Origin of the sequence: Bauldia litoralis (assembly GCF_900104485.1) — a bacterium.
GTDB lineage: Bacteria > Pseudomonadota > Alphaproteobacteria > Rhizobiales > Kaistiaceae > Bauldia > Bauldia litoralis.
Map to the genome: position 1 here is coordinate 45,288 of NZ_FMXQ01000009.1, position 20,090 is coordinate 65,377.

Consider the following 20,090-nt stretch of genomic DNA (forward strand, 5'->3'; position numbering starts at 1 on the left):
CCGGGCTAGTGGGTGACCTCGGTGACGATCGACCAGGAGTCGTCGGGATCGAATAACGCGATCGCCGCGGCCAGGGCGTCGGTATCCTCGCCGAGGTCCTTTTCGTAGACCGTGCCGTACTGGTTGACGACGAAGGTGTTGACCCCGGTCTCCGCGTAGGACACCGGCCAGGCGATCAGCCCGAAGCCAGCGATCATGTTGTCATTGATGACGTAGTCGTAGGCGCCGCCAGCGATGTTGTCGCCCTGGCCCGTGAGAATGCGGAAACGGTAACCGAAGTAACCGTCTCCGGGCTCGTCGGGCAGTGCGCCTTCCTCGATGGATGCCCCTGCGGGGCTCGCCGGGACACCCTCGCCCGAAGGCCAGTAGAGCCCGTCGAATGTCTCCGGGGTGCTGATCAACTGCTGGGCGAATTCGAGGACGCCGTCCTCGTCCCAGTCGGTTTCCCTGTAGACTTCCTGCGCCGTCACATACTCGCGAGACGTCGCGATCGCCTGGATCTCGTTCTCCCCGATCCGGCGATTGACGATCTCGTCCAGGCCCGCCTCGGTATCGAAGGACCAGGCGGCGTCCTCGCGGACCACCGGAAACGGAAACGGCCAGAGGTCGCGGCCGAGGAGCAGGATCACGCGGTCCTCCCCGGCATCTTCGAGAATGACCCGCTCTTCTACCGCATCGCGGACGCGCGCAAATTGCGCGTCGAAGTCATTTGAATCGATCGCCTCAGGCGCGAGACCGAGGATCCCGACGGTTGCTTCCATGTCGCCAGCGGCCAATCCCGCCGCGAACGCATCGACAAGCGCGGCCGGATCCTCGAAGCCGGGCGACCCTTCACCCACATACGCGTCCCAGGGATGCCCCTGGTCCTGCGCGATCGCTTGCGGACTCATCGCAACCGGCTGCAAGGCAAGAAAGGTTGCCGCGGCCAGGATGAGGAGACGCGGGCGGCGGATCGGCTTCGCGACCTGCTGTGCCGCGCTGATGCTTGTGGTGCTCATCGCCGACCTCCTCCACGCTTGATTCCGCCCCCTCTGGGGCTCCCGCCGCGTATGCCGCCACCGCGGCTGCTATGGCCGCGATTCGACGAGATGCTGGCCGGCTTGCCTTTTCCCGGGTTGCCGAGAAGGGAAGGCTTGCTCGGCCGATGGTCCGGCCGGGCGCCGGGCTTTGTCGCCGTTGCCTTCTTCTTCAACTCGCTGGTGGTCGGCCGCTTGGCGGCTGCCGGCTTCGCGGCCGGGCGACTTGCCGCGGCCGGTGGTTTCGCCTTCGGCCGGCTGGCGGCCGCCGGCGGTTTCCTGATCGGCGTCTTCGGCGCCGCGGCGGTGTTCTTCAGCCCGGCCTGAACATTCGTCCGGACGTCCTTGCCCTTGGTCACCTGTGTGACATGGCTCCTGTCGACGGTCTTCCTGTCGACCTTGTTCGAGACCCTGTTGAAGTCATTGCCCTTGAGGTTATTCTTCACTTCGGTCTTGTTGATGGTCCGGTCGCCGATGGAGACGTTCGACCGGTCGACATTCTTGACGTTGAAGTTCTTGTCGCCGCCCTTGAAATTGATCTTGTCGCCACGATCGATCTTGATCTTGTCGATATCGACGTCGACATCGACCTTGCCACCCCAGGTGCCCCAGTCGTTCCAGTCGACCACCGCGCCGAACACGGCCGCCGTCGCCACGCCCGTCGCGACGCCGGTCCAGAACCGGGCGGACGGATAGTAGTAGGACGGGTAGGGGGCGGAATAGACGATCGGCGTCGCCGGGACGACGTAGGTCGGATCGTAGAGCATCTCCGGCGGGTAGGTGGGGACGTAGACGATTTCGGGGTCGGGCGACTCGATCACGATATTGTCGTTGTCCTCGACGACCACCGTCTGATCGTTGGACTGGAGAACGCCACTGGCGACCGCTTCGTCGCGCAGTTGCTGGATGGCGACCAGCATATCCTTCTGCTGGTTGATGGCGAGGTCGCCGACCAACTGTGTCCAGTCGAGATCGTCGCTCATCATGTGCACGATATCGGGGTAGTTGAGCAGCGAGATCACGCTGCCGTCCCAATCGGCGTCCGGCTCGAGGTCCGGCTCGGCGTCGAGCTTGTCGAGGTAACGCGCCGCCTCGACGATCTGCAGGGGATAGAGCGACGCGGCGACGACCAGCGCGACCAGTTCGTCGGGATAGAGCGCGATTCGCGCGACGACGACTTCGAGCTCGTCTTCCGTCAGCGGCGCGCCCTCATCCTCCGCGACCTCTCCGTCGGCGACGGCGGCAGGCTCCGCCTCGGATTCGGATTGAGCAAATCCTCCAACCGGCGCCGCGAGCAACAGGACAAGGGCAAAGGCCAGCGGCCGAATTCCCGGATCACGCATGAAATCGCCTCCTCGGTCGTCGCCCCGTTCCGCCAACGGGAGCGCCTGTCAACAATCCTGACGCTTTGGTAGCGGATCATCAATCCTGTCACTACCCCCCCAAAAACAGGGCGGGCTTCCGCTGATGGCTCGCTGGCAAGCGGGAATTGCGGGGATCAGCCGGTTCATGCCTTGCCGAACCGGGTGGACTCGATATTGGCTCAATCATCGGCCAGACTGTCGCCGCGGCGCCGATGGCGCTATCTCACCGCATCGCCTGCCCGATGAAGTCGGCACGACGCCGACCAGAAGAAAGGTCAGAACACGGGGCCATGAAATGAGTTTGTTGCGTCGCTTCTTCGGTGAGCCGATCATCCAGTTCCTGATCATGGGCGTCGTGATCTTCGCCGGCTACGCGGTCTTGCAGGACGATCCGGTCGAGCCGGAGACCAGCAATGCGATCGTGGTGTCCGCCGGCCGCATCGCCCAGCTCAACGAGATGTTCTCCCGCACCTGGCAACGGCCTGCGACGCAGGACGAACTCGACGCGCTGATCGATGCCTACGTCAAGGAAGAGGTCTACTATCGCGAGGGCCGCAAGCTCGGCCTCGACGAGGACGACACGGTCTTCCGACGGCGCCTCCAGCAGAAAATGGAATTCCTGATGGAGCCGAGCGCGGCGCAGCTGGCGCCCGAAGACGGCGAACTCGAAGCGTATCTCGCCGCCAATGCCGATGGCTATGACATACCGGCGCGCATTGCCTTCGAGCAGGTCTTTTTCGATCCCGGCACGCGTGGCGACACGACGGCCGCGGCGGCGGAACAGGCCCTGGCCGTGATCCGCGACGGTGTCGACGCGGCCGAGCTCGGCGACCGCACCATGCTGCCGGGCGCCATGCCGCTGTCATCCACCGCGCAGATCGCCAGCACATTCGGTGTGGAATTTACCGAGGCTCTTCTCGCGGCACCGATTGGCGAATGGAGCGGCCCGGTCCGTTCGACCTTCGGGGTGCATCTCGTCAACGTCGACGAAAAGCAGGAGGCCCGCGCGGCCGTCCTCGCCGAGGTCATCGACAACGTCCGCCGCGACTGGGAGGAGGAGCGCCGACGCGAGATCATCGAAGAGCGCTATGGCGAACTCCTGACGCAATATTCCGTCGTCGTGGAGCCTGCCGACGAACAGGCGGCCAGCGTCGACGCGGCCCCGGCGGTCCAGTGAAGCTCATCCTCGCCGCACTGTTCGGCATTGTCGTTGCAGCCGCGTCGGCAACGGCCCACGAGCTGCGTCCGGCATTTCTCGAAATGATCGAGACGGCGCCGGACACCTACGGTGTGCTGTGGAAGGTGCCGGCTCTCGGCGAAGCGCGGCTGTCGATCGACGTTGTCCTTCCCGACACATGCGAGGAGACCGGGCCACGCACGGTCAGCGATACCGGAGCCGGGCTGTCGAGCCGGTGGCCGGTGCGCTGCGACGGCGGACTCGCCGGTCATACGATCGCGGTCGAGGGACTGGTCGCCACCTACACCGATGTTCTCGTGCGGATCGAGAATGCCGATGGCACGACCCAGTCGGCCCGGCTGACCAACGACAAGCCGGGTTTCCTGGTGGTCGCGTCGCCGAGCGCCTGGAATACCGCGGGGGCGTATTTCCTTCTCGGCCTGGAGCACATCCTGTTCGGCTTCGACCACCTGCTTTTCGTGCTGGCGCTGCTTCTCCTGATCCGCGACCTGCGCACGCTCGTCGAGACGATCACGGCCTTCACCATCGCCCACAGCATCACCCTCGCGTTCGCTGCCCTGGGTTGGGCAAGCGTGCCGCAGCCACCGGTCGAGGCGGCGATCGCGCTGTCGATCGTTGTCGTCGCAAGCGAGATCATCCGGGCGAGCCGGGGGCGGACCGATCTGTCGATCCGCTATCCGTGGCTGATCGCCTTCCTGTTCGGCCTCCTGCACGGCTTCGGGTTCGGTGGCGCCCTGCGCGACATAGGATTGCCGCAGGTCGACGTGCCGCTGGCCCTGTTCACCTTCAATCTCGGCGTTGAGGCGGGGCAACTGGTCTTCGTCGCCGTGGTGATCCTGCTGATGGCCGCGGTGCGACTTGCGACCGGAGCACGCCTTCGCTGGGCCCGCGCCGCCACCGCCTATGGCATCGGTGGCATCGCCGCCTTCTGGTTCGTCGAACGGCTGGCGAGTTTCTGAGCTGGCCGGGCGCGTCAGTCCGTAACGGCGGTCAGGGTCCGCTCTTCGAGGCCGCGGTGTTCGGGGACCGTCCCGCACGACTGGCGGACGACCAGTTCGGGCACGAGGACATCCCGGTGCAGCGGGCCGTCGTCGCCCCGGATGCGCGCCAGCAGGCGATCGAACGCCGTCGTCGCCATGTCGACGATGGGCTGTCGCACCACGGTCAGGGCCGGCTGGAAAGCGGCGGCCCAGGAAAAGTCGTCGATGCCGACGACCGAGATATCGTCCGGCACGCGCAGTCCCAGTTCGGCGATGGCGCGCATGACGCCGATGATCATCAGGTTGCCGGCGATGAAGATCGCGGTCGGCCGTGTCGGGCCGGTCAGGATCCGGCGGGCGGCGGCATAGGCCTCCTCCTCGCGGAAGTCGCCGTCGGCAACCAGGTCGTCGTCGAGGATCACCGACTCCTCGGCGAGCACCCGCTTGAACGACTTCAGGCGCTCCTGGGCGACGTATTGGTGCGAGGATCCGGCGATCACGGCGATGCGCTCATGCCCGTGCGACAGGATGTGTCGCGCGGCAAGCGCCGACGCCATCGCGTTGTCGACGACAACCGAGTCGACGTCCAGCGCCTCGGAGGCGTTGTCCACCAAGACGAGCTTCATGTTGCCGACGGTCTCGCCGATCGTGGCATAGGCCGACGCGGCACCGGTCGGGCACATGATGGTGCCGGCGACCTGGTGGGAGCGCATCAGGCCGAGGACGTCCGGCTCGAGCGCGCCGGTGTTGTGGTCGGTCAGGCCGAGCAGGACGCTGTAGTCCTCGGCGGCGGCCAGCTTCTGGATACGATCGACAAGCGTTGTGAAGAGCGGATTGGTGATATCCGGCACCACCAGCCCGATCAGCGAGGAGTTTCCCTGCTTGAGGGACCGCGCCATGGCGTTGCGGGCATAGCCGAGCTCGGCGATCGCCGCCTGCACGCGAGCCTTCAGGGGAGGGCTGACGTAAGCCCCGCCCGACACGACGGCGGACACGGTCGCAATGCTGACCCCGGCCCGCCTCGCCACGTCCTTCATGGTGGCCATAGTCTTTATCCCCCTCCCGTCATGCGTGCGACTGGCGCCGCACCTTAAGTCGCATGAACCCGGGTGGTGAATGCGGCACCTAGTTCCACCAGCCCTTATGGTCCTTCTTGGGCTGACGCAGGATTCCGTCTCCGGATTTCGGAGGTTCGATCTCCATCAGGAAGCGTTGCTCGGGCCCCATCCGGTTGTACAGTTCCGGCGTCAGGTAATCCAGTTGCAGCAACTGCTGCGGGAGATCGCGCCGCGTATAGGTGAGATGCAGCATGCGACGAGGAGCGTCGCCGGTCTTCAGCGTTCCCGAATGCCACATCGACGAGTTGCAGATGATGGCTGATCCCGCCGGCGCCTCGACAAGCAGTTCGCCGGGATAGGGAGCGCCGAGGTCCTTGGGGACGCGCGCGGCATCCTCCGGCGATAGCGGTTCCGGTTCCCAGTCGCCGATATTGACGACCGGCACGTTGATGGGCGCCCAGTGATGCGAGCCGGGCACGATCCGCGTCGGCCCGTTCTCGAGGGTCATGTCGTCGAACATGATCATCGAATTGACGACCCACCAGTCGCCGTCGAATTTCTTCGGCACGTCGACATGCAGATCCTGCTGGCCGTAGCCCTTGACCGGATCGCGCAGATTGGCGCCGTGAAGCTTGATCTCGCCCAAGGTGTAGGCCGAGGCGGCCAGGACCTCGGGAATCGCCAGGCATCTGTCGAAGGCGGTCGTCTTGTTGAAGATATTCGAGACGCGGCGGGCCCCGGGCTCGACATGGACCTCATGGCCGCCTTCTTCCGCCTCGGCGGCATGGATCTGCTCGAAGGCATCGCGCATCGCGCCGATTTCCCCCGCCGACAGGACATTCTCGACGATGAAATAACCCTCGTCATCGAGCTGCTTTTTCTGGGTTGCCGACAGGCAACCCATACTGATGCCGAGATTGTGCAAGGCCTGCTTGGTGTACATGGCTTCCTCCCGAATTCCACTTTAGAGCTTGACGAAACGTTTAGCTAAACGTTATGCACGACACGCACTTATAATCAATAAGCTACGGAATGGGAGGATATCAATGAGTTCCAAGCTCGCCAAACTGACTCTGCTGGGCGTTTCGGGCGCATTTGCCGCAGGCCTGATGGCCGCGCCGGACGCTGCCTATGCGGCCGACGATGACATCACGATCGCCGTTGCCATGAAGACCCAGGTCCAGAGGCGCTGGGCCTTTGACCGGGCGGCCATGGAGCGTGAAGCAGAACGCCAGGGCGTCAAGCTCGTCTTCCAGTATGCCAACGACAATCCGTCGACCCAGAAATCCCAGGTCGAGAATCTTCTCAGCCAGCAGCCCGACGCGCTGATCCTGATCCCGGTCGACAGTGAAGCGGCCGGGGCGATCGTGCGTTCGGCGAAGGAAGCGGGCGTTCCGGTGGTCGGCTATGACATCGGCGTGTCGACCGCCAAGCTCGACTATTTCGTCATGCGCAACAACTCGCTGGTCGGCGAACTGCAGGCCAACGCCGCGATGAAGTTTGGCGGCGACGGCAACTACGCCCTTGTGAAGGGCGATCCCGGCAACGACGTCGCCCAGGCGATTGCCGCCTCCTATGACCGAATCCTCGGTGAAGCCGATGGCGTCAATATCGTCTTCGACCAGTTCATCCAGGGCTGGAGCCCCGATACCGCGCTGTCCAACGCCGAGAACATCCTGTCGGCCAACGATGACGACGTGAAGGCATTCGTCGTCGCCAATGACGGGATGGCGACCGGCGTCATCCAGGCGCTCAAGGGACGCGATCTGCAGGGCAAGGTATTCGTGTCGGGTCTCGACGCCGAGTCGCCCAACCTGAAGCTGATCGCCGACGGCGCGCAGACGATGACCGTATGGACCGATCTCGACGATCAGGGCTATGCGGCGGTCAAGGCGGCAGCAGCACTCGCGCGCGGCGAGACGCCGGAATACGCGGAGATGGTCGACATGGGCGCCGGCGACGTGCCGACCCATCTGGTCGTTGTCGAAGAGATCAACGCGGACAACCTCTGTGATTTCATCAACGGTGGCGCTCCCGACGGCTGGACCGCCGTCGAAGAGGTCTTCGACGATCCCGACGCCTGCAAGTAAGAGCCATCCGGTCGCCTCGCCCGGGTAACCGGGCGGGGCGATTGGCAATGCGCCTCAAGCACGCCTGCGAGGGAGACATGGGCACAAGCGTTGCGCTCCGCATCGACGCCGTCACCAAGCTGTTCAGCGGCATCGCGGCCGTCAAGGCCGCGAGTTTCGAGGTCGCTGCCGGCGAGACCGTCGCCCTGATCGGCGAGAATGGCGCCGGAAAATCGACCCTGATGAAAGTGGCGGCCGGCGTCTATCCGGCCGGGACCTACGAGGGCTCGATCTGGATCGGCGGGAAGGAAGCCGCCTTTCGCAGCATTCGCGAGGCCGAGAATGCCGGCATCGTGCTGGTGCCGCAGGAACTCCACGTCGCGCCCAATCTCAGCATCGCCGAGAACATGTTGATGGGGCGGCTCCCCAAGCGTCTTGGCGTCATCGACCGGGTCGAGATGAGGCGGCAATCGAGGGAGTGGCTCGACTTCTTTCAGCTCGATGTCGACGCGAGCGCCCCGGCCTCGACCCTCAGTCCTTCCGAGCAACGCCTGGCCATGATCTCGGCCGCGGTGAACAAGTCGGCGGCGAAGGTTCTGATCCTCGACGAACCGACCGCCTCCTTCACCGAGGGAGAAGCGCTGCACCTGTTCGAGAAGATGGAGCAGGTGAGAGCGGCTGGCGTCGCTACCATCTACATCACCCACCGGCTCGACGAGATCGAAACCGTCGCCGACCGGGTCGTGGTCATGCGCAACGGCGAAGTCGTCAAGGAGACCTCCGAGGTCAAGGGCAATCGGGCAGCCTTCGTCCGCGCCATGATCGGTCGCGATCCGAAGCAGCGCGAGCGAAAGCCGGCGCGCACCGATGGCGAAGTCCTGCTTTCCGTCTCCTCGTTCACCGTCCGCAGCGCGCAGTCGGAGTTGCGTCCGCTGGTCGACGATGTCTCGTTGACCATTCGCCGCGGCGAGATTGTCGGGCTGTTTGGCCTGGTCGGCGCCGGACGGACGGAACTCGCCAAGGCGGTGTTCGGCGCCTGGGACGGCGAGGTCACCGGCAACGTCGAGATTCACGGCGGTCACCAGCGACCCCGAAGTCCGAAGGAGGCGATCGCCAGGGGCCTGGCGATGCTGACCGAGGACCGCAAGCGCTCGGGCCTGATCGAGGGCCAGACCGTCCTCGCCAATATCAGCGCGGCGAGCATAAGCGAGGTCTCGAGCTATTCCGTCATCCGCCGGGCCGAGGAGCGAAAGCGCAACCTCGACCTCGCCAGGCGTCTCGACCTTCGCCCGCTCACCCTCACGGCCAATGTCGAGAACTTCAGCGGCGGCAATCAGCAGAAGGTCCTGCTGGCGCGATGGCTGGCGACCGATCCGACCGTCCTGATCGTCGATGAGCCGACCTATGGCGTCGATATCGGCGCGCGGTTCGAACTCTACCGCATCCTCAGGGAGCTCGCGGAATCGGGACGCGGCGTCCTGATGATCTCCAGCGATCTCGAAGAAATCGTCGAGGAATCCGACCGGATTCTCGTCATGTACAAGGGCCGGATCACCGGCGAATTTCCGGCCGGGGCAACGCGCCATCAACTGATGGCGGCGGCCACCGGCGACGCGGCGGCAGCATAGGCGATCCCCATGTCCGAGATAACCCGGCCTTCGGCGCGTAGCGCGTCATCGACAAGCTCCGTCACAGCAATGATGTCTTCCCTTGGCGGTCGCCAGGTGTTGCCGATGGTGATTGTCTTCATCCTGCTGTTTCTCGCCTTCAACATCGCCTCGGACGGCATCTTCCTGACCCCGCGCAACCTCACACTCCTGCTGCGGCAGGGGGCGATTGTCGCCGTCGTCGCAATGGGCGTGTCGATCCTCATCATCAAGGGCGAGATCGACCTCTCGATCGGCAGCGCCGTCTATCTCTGCGGCGTGGCGGCGGCGATCCTGCAACTGCAATTCGGCGTCGGCACCTTCGGCACGGTCGTGGCAACGGTCGCGGTCGGGCTGCTGCTCGGCGCCTGGCAGGGCGCGTGGACGGTGGGCGTCCAGGTCCCGTCCTTCGTCGTGACGCTGGCCGGCCTGCTCGCCTTCCGGGGCGCCGGCTACTACCTGACCGATGCCGCGACGCTCGCGCCGATGAGCGAGTCCTACTCGGCGCTGAGCGAGGGGTTCATACCCCCCACCGTGACCTATGGGGTCATGGCCGCCCTTTTCGCGATCGGCGTCCTGCTGCTGGTCCTCGCCAGCCGTTCCTCGGCGCGCGAAACCGGCAACGCCAATGTCCCGCTGCTGATCGTCAAGGTCGCGCTTCTGGCCGCGGTCGCGGCATTCGCGACATGGATCTTCGTCGGCTATCGCGGCATCCCGGTCGCCCTGGTCTGGGTGTTCGGCTGCGGCGTGGTTCTCTGGTTCCTGATGACCCGGACCGAATTCGGCCGCAACGCCTACCTCATCGGCTCGAACCGCGAAGCCGCCCACCTTGCCGGCATTTCGATCAAGCATCACCTCGTCGGCGGCTTCCTCATCATGGGCGCGCTCTACGGCATCGCCGGTACGCTGATGACCGCGCGACTGAGCGCCTCGACGCCGACTGCGGGTCTCTATCTCGAACTCGATGCGATCGCCGCCGCCGTGATCGGCGGAACGTCCCTGCGGGGCGGTATCGGCACGGTGGGTGGCGCCATCGTCGGCGCGGCGCTGCTCGTCACCATCGATAACGGCATGAGCATTCTGAACATCTCCTCGTTCGTCCAGATGGTCGTCAAGGGGATGGTGCTGCTCCTCGCGCTGGCGATGGATCGGGCCCTGAACAAGCGGTCGCAAAGAGGCTGAGGAACGCGCCGGAGGCGGCTATGGCCGTCCCGGCGGCGAAAACGGTGATCGCATTCGCGAGCACCCGGTGATGCAGGGTGAAAACCAAGGAGGATGACAATGACCATCGAGAATACTGCCCAGGCGCTCGACGAGCTGGGCATCGGCCCGCTGACCGACGAGCAGAAGAGACTCCTCGACGAACAGGGCTACTTCATCGTCGAGAACGTCTTCTCGCCGGAGGAAGTGGCCGAGATGCGCGACGAAGTCGACCGGCTGGCGGCCATCGAAGGCGAGTTCGGTGGCCACGAGGTGCACATCGAGCCGGGTGCAAGCCGGCTCTCCAACCTGTTCAACAAGTCGCCGGCCTTTGATCGGTGCCTCACCTGTGCCCCGACGCTCGCGGCCGCGCATTACCTGCTGGGCGAGATCCACGTCGGTTCGCTCAACGAGCGCAGTCCGGGCAAGGGCTCCGGCCAGCAGCACCTTCACAGCGATCTGCCGCGCATCCACGCCACCGACTGGCGCGGGGTGAACAGCATGGTGATGCTCGACGACATGACCGAGGAAAACGGCCCGACGCGGATCGTCCCCGGTTCGCACAAATGGTCGTCGATCAACGTCCCCGACATCAACATGGGCGAAGTGAAGACCATCGAGATCGACGAGGCGACGGCTCCGAAAGTGCCGAAGGACCCCATGGCGACCTATCCGGGCGAGTTTCATGTCACCGGCAAGGCGGGGTCGGTGGCGGTCATCAACGCATGCCTCTGGCATGGCGGGACGACCAACATCAGCGGCAAGCCGCGTCGCATCCTTCATCTGTTCATCGGTCGCCGGGATGTCCCGCAGCAGCTTGTCGAGAGGGACCACGTAACGCCGGAGCTGCTGGCGCGGACCAGCGACACCCAGCGCTACCTTCTCGACATCGAGGGTGCCGACCCGAAGATCACCGGCTATCCCCCGATGCCGAAGGAAGCCCGCAAGTGGGCAGTCGCCGACACGCCCGGCACAAAGGCCTGATCAGGCCAACAGCTGCGGTATCCCAAAGCCCTCCGAAAAGGAGGGCTTTGGCACCCTCCAGCGCAGGAGATCCTTGAGGTCGCGGCGGGTGTAGGTGAGGTGGAGCATGCGCCGACGCGCACCGGACCTGTTCTGCGTGCCGCCATGCCAGTTGCTGGAATTGAACACGGCCACCGATCCGGCAGAATCGTGATCATGACCTCGCCCGGATACGGCGCGAACGCATGCTCCGGCATACCCTCGATAATTAAGCAGGTCGGGATCCGTCACCTCTGACGGCATCACATTTCGATGTCGTGGCCCCCACGGTCTCCGAGTACGCGTAACACCTGACGGGCCCGGGGCCGCGCGGCGTATCCTCCCACGCTCCTTCGGCAAGCGCCCGGACCTGTTGGCGGGCGGCATGAGGTGTCCAACGAAGGCAGTACGGGGCCGGCGCCGGTGCATCCGGCCCACGTTCCGCCTGATATGAACTCAAGACGCCCGGGCCGCGGAAGCCGTCGCCGCACAGATATAGATCGACTCGAAATGTCAGGCGGCGAGACCGCCGCCCGGCGGGTGGACTCGCAGTTCAGTTGCGGCAATCAAATCGGCAAGAACGGGCGATCCCGGATGGCCTCCGCCGCCACCGGCCTTACCGCCATAGCAACCGCCACCAGGAGAATTGTGAGCCTCACCACTTGGTGCGGAGCGGCGGCCTAAGGCCTCGCTCGCGTTTACCATGCCAACGTAACGTGTTGGATGTCGGGGGCCACAACCGGTTAACGTTTCGTTGACCATCGGAACCCACGACCGGTTCCTCTCCAGGAGGGCGCCCATGGCCATCGGATCAAAATCACGCGTATCGCAACCGCGCCGCACCGCGAACGGTGTGTGGATTCGCCACTCGCCGGGCCACGGAGCGCAGCCATGGCCAGGCTGAAGAAGCCGAAAATCAAGAAGATCGTGGCCGACACGGGACCGCTCGGCGCCGGGGAACTGACAGCCGACAATACGCTGATCCTGAAGGGCAAGGCCGCGCCGCGCGCCAAGATCGTCATCTACGAGAATGGCATCAAGATCGGGATGGTCAAAGCCAACAAGAAGGGGAAGTGGAAGTTCGAAACCGACTCTCTTTCGGACGGTCACAGCGACTTCAGCGCAAAGGCCAAGAGCGGCCACAGGAAGAGTGGCGTCTCGAAGCAGGTCGGGGTCGAGATCGACGCGACCGCGCCTGTTGCTCCGTCGCAGCCGGCTCTCGTTTCCCTCTTCGATACCGGGGGCCCGACAAGCGGCTACATCACCAGGGACGCGACTCCAACGCTGACCGGCTTGGCGGAAGCAGGGTCGACAGTGGCCATCAAGGACGGGGCATCTCTCCTGGGTTCCACGGTCGCAAATAGTTCGGGTGTGTGGATATTCACTACCGGCGGACTCGCCTATGGAGCCCATCTGTTCACGGCGACCGCGACGGACAAGGTGGGCAACACGGGGCCGGCGTCTGCCGCCCTGGCCGTCACGATCAACGATGGGCCGCTGGCAGCCACGATCGTCGTTGCAGACACGGTGCTGACGGCCGGGGAAACGTCGCTGGTGACAATCACCTTCTCGCAGGCCGTGTCGGGTTTCGACAATGCGGACTTGACACTCGAAAACGGTACGCTGAGCCCGGTTGTTTCGTTGGATGGCGGTACCACCTGGACGGCGACGCTGACGCCAACTGCGGACCTGACCGACACGAGCAACGTCATCACGCTGAACAACGCCGGGGTCACGGGCGTGACGGGTGGCGCCGGCGTCGGCACGACGACGTCGAACACCTATGCCATCGACACGGACGGCTCCGCGTCAGTCGTTGACCTCGGCGCAATCTCGTCAGGTCAGGGGTTCATCATCAACGGCGATGCGGCGGGGGATGAGGCAGGATGGAGCGTCTCGTCCGCTGGTGACGTCAACGGCGACGGCTTTGACGATGTGATCGTCGGCGCGCGATATGGCGACGACGGCGGCGTCGATGCAGGCGAGGCCTATGTCGTGTTCGGCAAGGCCGGAGGCTTCGGTACGATCGAGCTTTCGTCGCTTGCTGCCGCGGAAGGTTTCATCATCCAGGGTGATGCCGCCGACAACCGCCTCGGTCGCACGGTGTCGTCGGCGGGTGACGTAAACGGTGACGGCTTCGACGACCTGATCGTCGGCGCGCGGCTCAACAACAATGGCGGCTATCACGCCGGCGAGGCTTATGTGATCTTCGGCTCCGGTTCGGGTTTCGGCGCCACTTTCAACGCTGGTGGCCACGATCGCCAGGTGATCGACGTGACGACCCTGCTCGCCGACGAAGGCTTTGTGATCCTTGGCGACGTCGCGGTCGATCACGCAGGGAACGCCGTCTCCTCTGCCGGCGACGTCAATGGCGACGGCCTGGACGACGTTGTCGTCGGCGCCTACTGCGGTGACGACGGCGGAAGCGGGTCTGGCGAGGCCTATGTGATTTTCGGCTCGACGACCGGTTTCGGTACCCCCGTCGACACCGCCGGCCATATCCGCAATGTCATTGACCTGACAAGCCTGTCGAGCGCTGAAGGCTTCATCATCCAGGGCGACGCTGCGGTCGACATCAACGGCCAGAGCGTCTCATCGGCGGGCGACATCAACGGCGACGGTATCGATGACCTGATCGTGGGCGCGATCGAGGGCGACGATGGCGGCACCAACGCCGGCGAGGCCTACGTCGTATTTGGCTCGAAGTCCGAACTCGGTGTCGCCGACACTACGAACGGACACAGCCGCCAGGTCGTCGACCTCACCACGTTGTCGTCGTCGCAGGGGTTCATCATTCAGGGTGACAGCGCGAATGACAATGTGGGTTACAGCGTCTCATCGGCGGGTGACGTCAACGGTGACGGTTTCGACGACCTGATAATCGGCGCACGCAGGGGGGACGACGGCGGAGTCGATGCCGGCGAGGCCTATGTCGTTTTCGGCAAGGCAGGTGGGTTCGGCCAACTCGACAATACCAATGGTCATGACCGCCAGGTCATCGATCTCACCACCCTGCTCCCTGCGGATGGCTTTGTCATACAGGGCAGCGCCGCGCATGATCTTGCCGGAAACAGCGTCTCATCTGCGGGCGACATCAACGGCGACGGCTTCGACGATCTGATCGTCGGTGCGCCCCGTGATGACGATATGGCCGGAAACGCGGGCGCCGCCTACGTGATTTTCGGCAAGGTCTCGGGTTTCGGCATTCTCGACGCCTCCAACGGCTACGGCAGGGAAGTCGTCGACCTCTCAAGTCTCGCTGCTCCGACCGGCTTCGTCATCCAGGGCGAACAGGGAGGCGACAACGCCGGATCGAGCGTGGCCGCGGCCGGCGATGTAAACGGCGACGGCTTTGACGACCTTGTCGTCGGCGCGCCGAATGGTGGCGCGCTCGATACCAGACCCGGCACGGCCTACGTTCTCTTCGGCGGCACCTTCGGCAATTCGACGGCCCCGGTCATCAAGATAGGAACCGGCGCTGCTGAAATCCTGCTCGGCGGTGCCGGCGCCGACCAGCTATCGGGTGGCGGCAACAGTGACGCGATCCGCGCCGGCGCCGGCAATGACGTGATCACTATCGCCGACCTTGCCTTCAGCAAAATCGATGGTGGATCGGGGACGGATACGCTGGTCTTCGCCGGATCGGGCGAGATCATCGATTTTTCGCTGATCGCCGACAACAGGATCGATGGCATCGAGGTCTTCGACGTCAGGGGCACGGGAAACGATACACTCATCATCGGCGCCCTCGACATTCTGCATTTCTCCGATAAGCCGAACGCCTTCTTCTCCGGCGCGAGCAGCCACAAGAGCCTCGTCATTTTCGGCGACGCAGGGGACACACTGGATCTCGACGGCTTCGACCCGGATGGTGTCGGTCCGGTCCCGGGCTACGCGTGGACGCTTGTTGCGTCGGGCAAGACGCTCGACGGCGCCGGCAGCGGCGGTTTCGACTTCTATGATCTTGTCCGCGATACCGGGGTCGTTGCTTCCGTGGCCGTCGATTCCGACATGAGCGTCTTGCTCGATCCATGACGACGAGCCACGCTCGCGAACCTGAAGGCGGCAAGACCGGCCCACTGGGTCCGGCTCCGACCCGGCCGGGCATGGCGGGGCGTGAGCGCCGTCTTGCAATTGCTTCGATGAACCAGGTCACCACCTTCGTCGACGCCGTCGATGTACCGCAGCCCGCCCACCATACCGGTGACCTTGATGTCCACGATCTCGGCTGTTGCCGACGATGGTCGCCTGCTGGACTGCCGCTTCAGCAACGGCTGGCGCAAGCCGGGGTCAAGCCACGTTGCGGGCTTCATGTCACCGGCCTTGCGACTGGCGAAGTCGCCTACCGGCAACGACAAGGAACCACCGGGCGTTGTCGTTGCCGCAACGCGACCTTGCGGCGCTGGCTACAGGTCGCTGGATGAACTGGCAGGCGGCTCCTTCTCCTGCGCGGCCGACGCAAGGGTCGGCGTGCAGTTCCTCAGCGCCTGGAGGCCAGTGGCGATGGCGTTGCCGATCCCTGCGAGCGCCTCGTCGAAGAGTTGCGTCCGGGTCTCGGTCAATTGCCGGATCCCGGTCTGAAGAGCGTCGAGGCGCGCCTGCAGCCGCTCGGCCTGTGCCTCGGGGAGCAGGGTGCCATTGGCCCTGGCCTCGGCCAGCGCGACCTTGAGGCTGCGGATGTCCTCGGTGACGTCCCGCAGGTTCGCGACCAGCTGCTCGGGATCGACGTCGACGCGCGCCATCACCGCATCGGTCATTGTCGCAGCGACGTTGCCCGCCGCCTGCTCGACGCGGGCGAAGGCCGCCAGCGCGAGGATCGCGGCGACGATGACGAGGATCGCCGTCGCATTGACAAGGGCCAGCGCAAACTGCCCGGGAAGCCTGCCGAGACGCGTCCGCAGGGTATCTTCTGTCGTGTCGGTCACGAATGGTCTCCTTCTCCGGCACAGTCGTCTTGCAAACCCGGTGCATCCGAACCGTCACGGGTTTGCTGCCCGGACCTTAATGCATCGGCCGGCCTTGAAAAGGACGACGGCGGTATTCGCTACCGCCGGCAACGGGAATCGCGCTAGGGACTCCCGACACGTACCGACGACTGGAGAGGGATATGACCGAGACAAGAAGGGCCTTGCCGTCCCTCGACCTGCTGGCCGGGGTGCCGACGCCGGCGCTGGTCGTCGATGTCGACCGGGCGCGGCAGAACCATCGCCGCGCCGTTGCGAGTCTGGCGCCGGGGCAGGTGCTGCGACCGCATTTCAAGGCGCACAAGTGTACTGCTCTCGCACACCTGCAACTGGCCCATGGCGCGACGACCGTCTGCTGCCAGACGACCTGGGAGGCGGTCGTCCTGGCGCGCCAGGGCGTCTCCGACATCATGGTGACCAACCAGGTCGTCGACCCGGCGGCGCTGGCGGAACTCGCCGAGGCGGCCGGGGCTGCCTCGGTCTCCGCGCTGGTCGATGCGCCCGTTCATCTCGCCTTGCTCGAGGCGACCGCCCGCCGCGCCGGCGTCTCGTTCGGCGTGCTGGTCGAGATCGAGGTCGGCATGAACCGCTGCGGTGTGGGCGTGGAGTCCGACGCCCTTGTGGAACTCGCCACGGCGATCGCCGCTTCGGATGTCCTGCGCTTCGACGGACTCCAGTCCTATGACGGGCAGGTCACCGGCGTCATCGACCCGGTCGCCCGTCGCGAAGCCTCGATCGTGTCCAACACGCTGACCCGGCGGGCCGTCGAGCGCCTCCGCGCGGTCGGCATTGACGTGCCGATCGTCGCCGGCTGTGCCACGGCGCACCTGCCCTTCGTCGGCGAACTCGACGCCTGGACCGACATCCAGGCTGGGTCGTATCTGCTGATGGACACGACCTATGGCGCCTTCCCCGACCTCGACTATCCCGGGGCGCTGTTCTGCCTCGCCACCGTGATCCACCGCTCGCCGGAGCGGATCGTCCTCGATGTCGGCCTCAAGCACACCGCTGTCGATCGCGGGCCGCCCACCTGGGTCGGCGACACGACGGCGGCACTGCAACTTTCGGACGAGCACACCGCCATCGCCGTGTCGCCGGACAGCCCGCTCTCCATAGGCGACAGGACCTTCCTGCTGCCCAGCCACATCGACCCGACCATCAACCTCTATCCGACGCTGTGGTTCGTCGACGGCGACCGGGTCGAGCGGCACCCAGTCGATGGGCGCATGCCAGATCGTACGGCGCCGCAATTGTAGTTATTCTCCGCCGTTGCTTGCGATCGGAGCGGGGGCGCGCAGCCGCGATCCGGCCACCGCGCCACCGGCAGTATTTCACCATGCTTTGAGTGGACCGTGATCCCCCGGTCGTTCAGGGTCGGGGCATGTCCGCGTCACGGTGGCCGGGCAGTCCAATTTGTCGGTCCCGCCGCTCATGTCCAGACTTACCCGCCGCACCCTGCTTGTCGGCTGCGCTGTGCTTGCCGCGCCGCAGGTCCTGCCCGCCTTCGCCCGGTCGTCCGTCGCCGACGACCGCGATGCGTCGACGGCGGCTTATGACACCCTGCTCGCCCGTTACGTGGTGCCGGGCAAGGATGGCGTCACCCGCGTCCGCTATGCGGCCTGGCGGGCGAACGATGCCGACCTGCAGGACCTGAACGCGTTCATCGGCGCGCAGTCCAATCTCAGCCCCTCCACCTTCGATGCCGCCACTGCCTTCGCCTACTGGGCCAATCTCTACAATGCGCTGACGCTGCGGGTTGTGCTGCGGGCCTATCCGGTGTCGACGATCAAGTCGATCAAGAGCACCGGCACCGGCTTCGACCTCAAGGCCTTTTCCGGGCCCTGGCGCACCAAGCTCGTCGAGATCGAAGGCGTGCCGATGTCGCTCGACGACATCGAGCACGGCACCATGCGCCCGACCTTTGGCGATCCCCGCGTCCACTACGCGGTGAACTGCGCGTCGATCGGTTGCCCGAACCTTGTCGGCACCGCCTGGCGGGCGGCCACGCTCGATGCCGACCTCGACGCCGCCGCCCGGGCCTACGTCAATCACCCGCGCGGCGCCGCCGTGTCAGACGGTGGATCGCTCGAGGTTTCGAGCCTCTACAAGTGGTACAAGGAGGACTTCGGCTCCAGCGACAAGGGTGTCATCCGCCATCTCCAGGACTTTGCCACCGAGCCGCTGGCCAGTGCGCTGTCGGGCGTGTCACGGATCGGCGGATATGACTACGACTGGTCGTTGAACGATGCCTGAGGCTTTCTCAAACGGCCCGGTTTCGCGGGTGGCCTTGCTCCGATGATCGACAACACGCTTCGCCGTCTCTTCAAGGCGCCGGTCGACAGGGCCGGTGTCTGGCTGGCTGCCCGCGGCGTCACCGCCATGCAACTCACCGTCGTCGGATTCGCCTTCGGTATCGGTGGCTGCGTCGCCCTGACCCAGGAGGCCTATGGCCTGGCGCTTGCCTGTCTCGTGCTCAATCGGCTGGCGGATCTCGTCGATGGCGCCGTCGCCCGCGCGACGACGGTCACCGATTTCGGCGGCTTCGCCGACATCGTCGCCGATTTTCTCATCTACTCGGGCTATGTGCTGGCCTTCGCTATCGGCCGGCCGGAAAACGCGATCCCCGCGGCAGTGCTGATCTACACGTTTCTCGGCACCGGCTCGACATTCCTCGCCGCGGCGATCATCGCCGCCAAGCGCGGCGTCACCCGCGAGCCGCCTTCTCGCAAGAGCTTCTTCTACAATACGGCGCTCGCCGAGGGCACCGAGTCGACCATCTTCCTGGCCCTGATCTGCATCTTCCCGGATTATTTCGCGGTCATGGCCTACGTCTTCGCAGCCATCGGCTGGGTGTCGGTGATCGGGCATTTCCTGTGGGCGCATCAGTTTGCCTGAGCGGCCGCGCCGAGCCTGACCTTCGGTCTCGGCCGCCGGGCCTGCACGATGCCGCTGGTTGCCGACAGCGTCAGGACCCGCCCGCCCGCCGCATCCGCGTCCGACTCGTCGTGGGTGACGAGCAGGACGGGGAGGTCGCGCGCCGCGGCATGCTCGAAGACGAAGCGCCGGAAGTCGCCCCTCAGCGCGACGTCCAGCTTGCTGAACGGCTCGTCGAGAAGGAGGGCGCGCGGGTTTGCCAGAAGGGTGCGAAGCAGCGTCGCCCGTGCCCTCTGGCCGCCTGAAAGGGTCGCCGGGTCGCGGTCGAAGAATCCCGCCAGTCCCGCATCGGCAAGCGCGTCTTCGACCACGCCGCGTCGCCTGGCCTTTCCGCGAATCTGCGACGGAAGCCCGAAGGCCAGATTGCCGCCGACCGACAGGTGCGGGAACATCAGGTCGTCTTGGAAGAGAACGCCGATGCCGCGATTCTCCGGCCTGACGGCGGTGATGTCCTGTCCGCCGAAGCAGATGCGACCGACGGCGGCAAAGGCCGGGTCGAGGGTCCCGCTGATGAAGGCGAGCAGGGTCGACTTGCCGGACCCGCTTGGCCCCATGACGGTCACGGCCTCGCCGGCCGGAATCGCCAGATCGAGCGGCGGGATCAGTTCGCGGTCGCCGACCGAGATCCGGACACCTTTCAGGCCGAGTTCCATCTGAGA

The 20,090-nt window shown here is 65.3% G+C and carries 16 protein-coding genes; 10 read left to right on the plus strand and 6 right to left on the minus strand.

The genetic code is table 11. The features are described 5' to 3' along the window. Window positions 1-5 precede the first annotated feature (5 nt). Both BLT60_RS19325 and BLT60_RS19330 read right to left on the minus strand, forming a co-directional pair. On the minus strand, window positions 6-998 hold the full coding sequence (locus BLT60_RS19325) for a DUF2950 family protein (RefSeq protein WP_090879059.1): 993 nt from the start codon (window positions 996-998) through the stop codon (window positions 6-8). Next, on the minus strand, window positions 995-2,359 hold the full coding sequence (locus BLT60_RS19330; RefSeq protein ID WP_139167898.1) for a DUF3300 domain-containing protein: 1,365 nt from the start codon (window positions 2,357-2,359) through the stop codon (window positions 995-997). The genes BLT60_RS19325 and BLT60_RS19330 overlap by 4 nt, the downstream gene beginning before the upstream one ends. 316 nt (window positions 2,360-2,675) lie before the next feature. Here BLT60_RS19330 and BLT60_RS19335 point away from each other — a divergent pair, with 316 nt between their 5' ends. Both BLT60_RS19335 and BLT60_RS19340 read left to right on the plus strand, forming a co-directional pair. Next, the gene (locus BLT60_RS19335; protein ID WP_175478538.1) at window positions 2,676-3,557 is read left to right on the plus strand and encodes a peptidyl-prolyl cis-trans isomerase; all 882 of its coding nucleotides are present in this window, start codon (window positions 2,676-2,678) and stop codon (window positions 3,555-3,557) included. After that, on the plus strand, window positions 3,554-4,537 hold the full coding sequence (locus BLT60_RS19340) for a HupE/UreJ family protein (protein ID WP_425285037.1): 984 nt from the start codon (window positions 3,554-3,556) through the stop codon (window positions 4,535-4,537). The genes BLT60_RS19335 and BLT60_RS19340 overlap by 4 nt, the downstream gene beginning before the upstream one ends. 14 nt (window positions 4,538-4,551) lie before the next feature. Here the strand turns inward: BLT60_RS19340 and BLT60_RS19345 are convergent, their stop codons facing one another. Both BLT60_RS19345 and BLT60_RS19350 read right to left on the minus strand, forming a co-directional pair. Beyond that, window positions 4,552-5,604, minus strand: a complete 1,053-nt coding sequence (locus BLT60_RS19345) for a LacI family DNA-binding transcriptional regulator (protein ID WP_090879065.1) — start codon at window positions 5,602-5,604, stop codon at window positions 4,552-4,554. Between the two features lie 79 nt (window positions 5,605-5,683). After that, window positions 5,684-6,559 carry a phytanoyl-CoA dioxygenase family protein gene (locus tag BLT60_RS19350; RefSeq protein ID WP_090879067.1) on the minus strand — a complete coding sequence of 292 codons (876 nt, stop codon included), beginning with the start codon at window positions 6,557-6,559 and terminating at the stop codon, window positions 5,684-5,686. A 103-nt stretch (window positions 6,560-6,662) separates the two neighbouring features. Here BLT60_RS19350 and BLT60_RS19355 point away from each other — a divergent pair, with 103 nt between their 5' ends. From BLT60_RS19355 to BLT60_RS19375, 5 genes are all read left to right on the plus strand, one after another. Continuing rightward, a complete protein-coding gene (locus tag BLT60_RS19355; RefSeq protein ID WP_090879068.1) occupies window positions 6,663-7,706 on the plus strand; it encodes a sugar ABC transporter substrate-binding protein in 1,044 nt (347 codons plus the stop codon). Between the two features lie 77 nt (window positions 7,707-7,783). After that, the gene (locus tag BLT60_RS19360) at window positions 7,784-9,313 is read left to right on the plus strand and encodes a sugar ABC transporter ATP-binding protein (protein WP_175478539.1); all 1,530 of its coding nucleotides are present in this window, start codon (window positions 7,784-7,786) and stop codon (window positions 9,311-9,313) included. A 105-nt stretch (window positions 9,314-9,418) separates the two neighbouring features. Then, window positions 9,419-10,513, plus strand: coding sequence for a sugar ABC transporter permease (locus tag BLT60_RS19365; RefSeq protein WP_175478540.1), 1,095 nt, complete (start codon window positions 9,419-9,421; stop codon window positions 10,511-10,513). A gap of 99 nt (window positions 10,514-10,612) precedes the next feature. After that, a complete protein-coding gene (locus BLT60_RS19370; RefSeq protein WP_175478541.1) occupies window positions 10,613-11,515 on the plus strand; it encodes a phytanoyl-CoA dioxygenase family protein in 903 nt (300 codons plus the stop codon). 909 nt (window positions 11,516-12,424) lie between these two features. Next, window positions 12,425-15,568 (plus strand): Ig-like domain-containing protein, encoded by a 3,144-nt coding sequence (locus BLT60_RS19375; protein WP_090879076.1) that lies wholly within the window; start codon window positions 12,425-12,427, stop codon window positions 15,566-15,568. Between the two features lie 371 nt (window positions 15,569-15,939). Here the strand turns inward: BLT60_RS19375 and BLT60_RS19380 are convergent, their stop codons facing one another. Beyond that, window positions 15,940-16,458 (minus strand): hypothetical protein, encoded by a 519-nt coding sequence (locus tag BLT60_RS19380; RefSeq protein WP_090879078.1) that lies wholly within the window; start codon window positions 16,456-16,458, stop codon window positions 15,940-15,942. 182 nt (window positions 16,459-16,640) lie between these two features. Here BLT60_RS19380 and BLT60_RS19385 point away from each other — a divergent pair, with 182 nt between their 5' ends. The 3 genes from BLT60_RS19385 to BLT60_RS19395 all read left to right on the plus strand — a co-directional run bounded on the left by BLT60_RS19385 (window position 16,641) and on the right by BLT60_RS19395 (window position 19,392). After that, window positions 16,641-17,753 carry an alanine racemase gene (locus tag BLT60_RS19385; protein ID WP_090879080.1) on the plus strand — a complete coding sequence of 371 codons (1,113 nt, stop codon included), beginning with the start codon at window positions 16,641-16,643 and terminating at the stop codon, window positions 17,751-17,753. A gap of 175 nt (window positions 17,754-17,928) precedes the next feature. Beyond that, window positions 17,929-18,750: a DUF547 domain-containing protein gene (locus BLT60_RS19390; protein WP_090879081.1), complete on the plus strand. Its 822-nt coding sequence runs from the start codon at window positions 17,929-17,931 to the stop codon at window positions 18,748-18,750. A 42-nt stretch (window positions 18,751-18,792) separates the two neighbouring features. Next, window positions 18,793-19,392: a CDP-alcohol phosphatidyltransferase family protein gene (locus tag BLT60_RS19395; protein WP_090879083.1), complete on the plus strand. Its 600-nt coding sequence runs from the start codon at window positions 18,793-18,795 to the stop codon at window positions 19,390-19,392. Here the strand turns inward: BLT60_RS19395 and BLT60_RS19400 are convergent. Then, window positions 19,380-20,084: an ATP-binding cassette domain-containing protein gene (locus BLT60_RS19400; protein ID WP_090879085.1), complete on the minus strand. Its 705-nt coding sequence runs from the start codon at window positions 20,082-20,084 to the stop codon at window positions 19,380-19,382. The genes BLT60_RS19395 and BLT60_RS19400 overlap by 13 nt on opposite strands. Window positions 20,085-20,090: the final 6 nt, after the last annotated feature.

Bases quoted from the DNA above. Each gene is read 5' to 3' on its own strand.
- BLT60_RS19325 (WP_090879059.1), bottom strand. From the start codon at position 998: ATGAGCACCACAAGCATCAGCGCGGCACAGCAGGTCGCGAAGCCGATC.
- BLT60_RS19330 (WP_139167898.1), bottom strand. From the start codon at position 2,359: ATGCGTGATCCGGGAATTCGGCCGCTGGCCTTTGCCCTTGTCCTGTTG.
- BLT60_RS19335 (WP_175478538.1), top strand. From the start codon at position 2,676: ATGAGTTTGTTGCGTCGCTTCTTCGGTGAGCCGATCATCCAGTTCCTG.
- BLT60_RS19345 (WP_090879065.1), bottom strand. From the start codon at position 5,604: ATGGCCACCATGAAGGACGTGGCGAGGCGGGCCGGGGTCAGCATTGCG.
- BLT60_RS19350 (WP_090879067.1), bottom strand. From the start codon at position 6,559: ATGTACACCAAGCAGGCCTTGCACAATCTCGGCATCAGTATGGGTTGC.
- BLT60_RS19355 (WP_090879068.1), top strand. From the start codon at position 6,663: ATGAGTTCCAAGCTCGCCAAACTGACTCTGCTGGGCGTTTCGGGCGCA.
- BLT60_RS19360 (WP_175478539.1), top strand. From the start codon at position 7,784: ATGGGCACAAGCGTTGCGCTCCGCATCGACGCCGTCACCAAGCTGTTC.
- BLT60_RS19365 (WP_175478540.1), top strand. From the start codon at position 9,419: ATGGTGATTGTCTTCATCCTGCTGTTTCTCGCCTTCAACATCGCCTCG.
- BLT60_RS19370 (WP_175478541.1), top strand. From the start codon at position 10,613: ATGACCATCGAGAATACTGCCCAGGCGCTCGACGAGCTGGGCATCGGC.
- BLT60_RS19375 (WP_090879076.1), top strand. From the start codon at position 12,425: ATGGCCAGGCTGAAGAAGCCGAAAATCAAGAAGATCGTGGCCGACACG.
- BLT60_RS19385 (WP_090879080.1), top strand. From the start codon at position 16,641: ATGACCGAGACAAGAAGGGCCTTGCCGTCCCTCGACCTGCTGGCCGGG.
- BLT60_RS19390 (WP_090879081.1), top strand. From the start codon at position 17,929: ATGTCCAGACTTACCCGCCGCACCCTGCTTGTCGGCTGCGCTGTGCTT.
- BLT60_RS19395 (WP_090879083.1), top strand. From the start codon at position 18,793: ATGATCGACAACACGCTTCGCCGTCTCTTCAAGGCGCCGGTCGACAGG.
- BLT60_RS19400 (WP_090879085.1), bottom strand. From the start codon at position 20,084: ATGGAACTCGGCCTGAAAGGTGTCCGGATCTCGGTCGGCGACCGCGAA.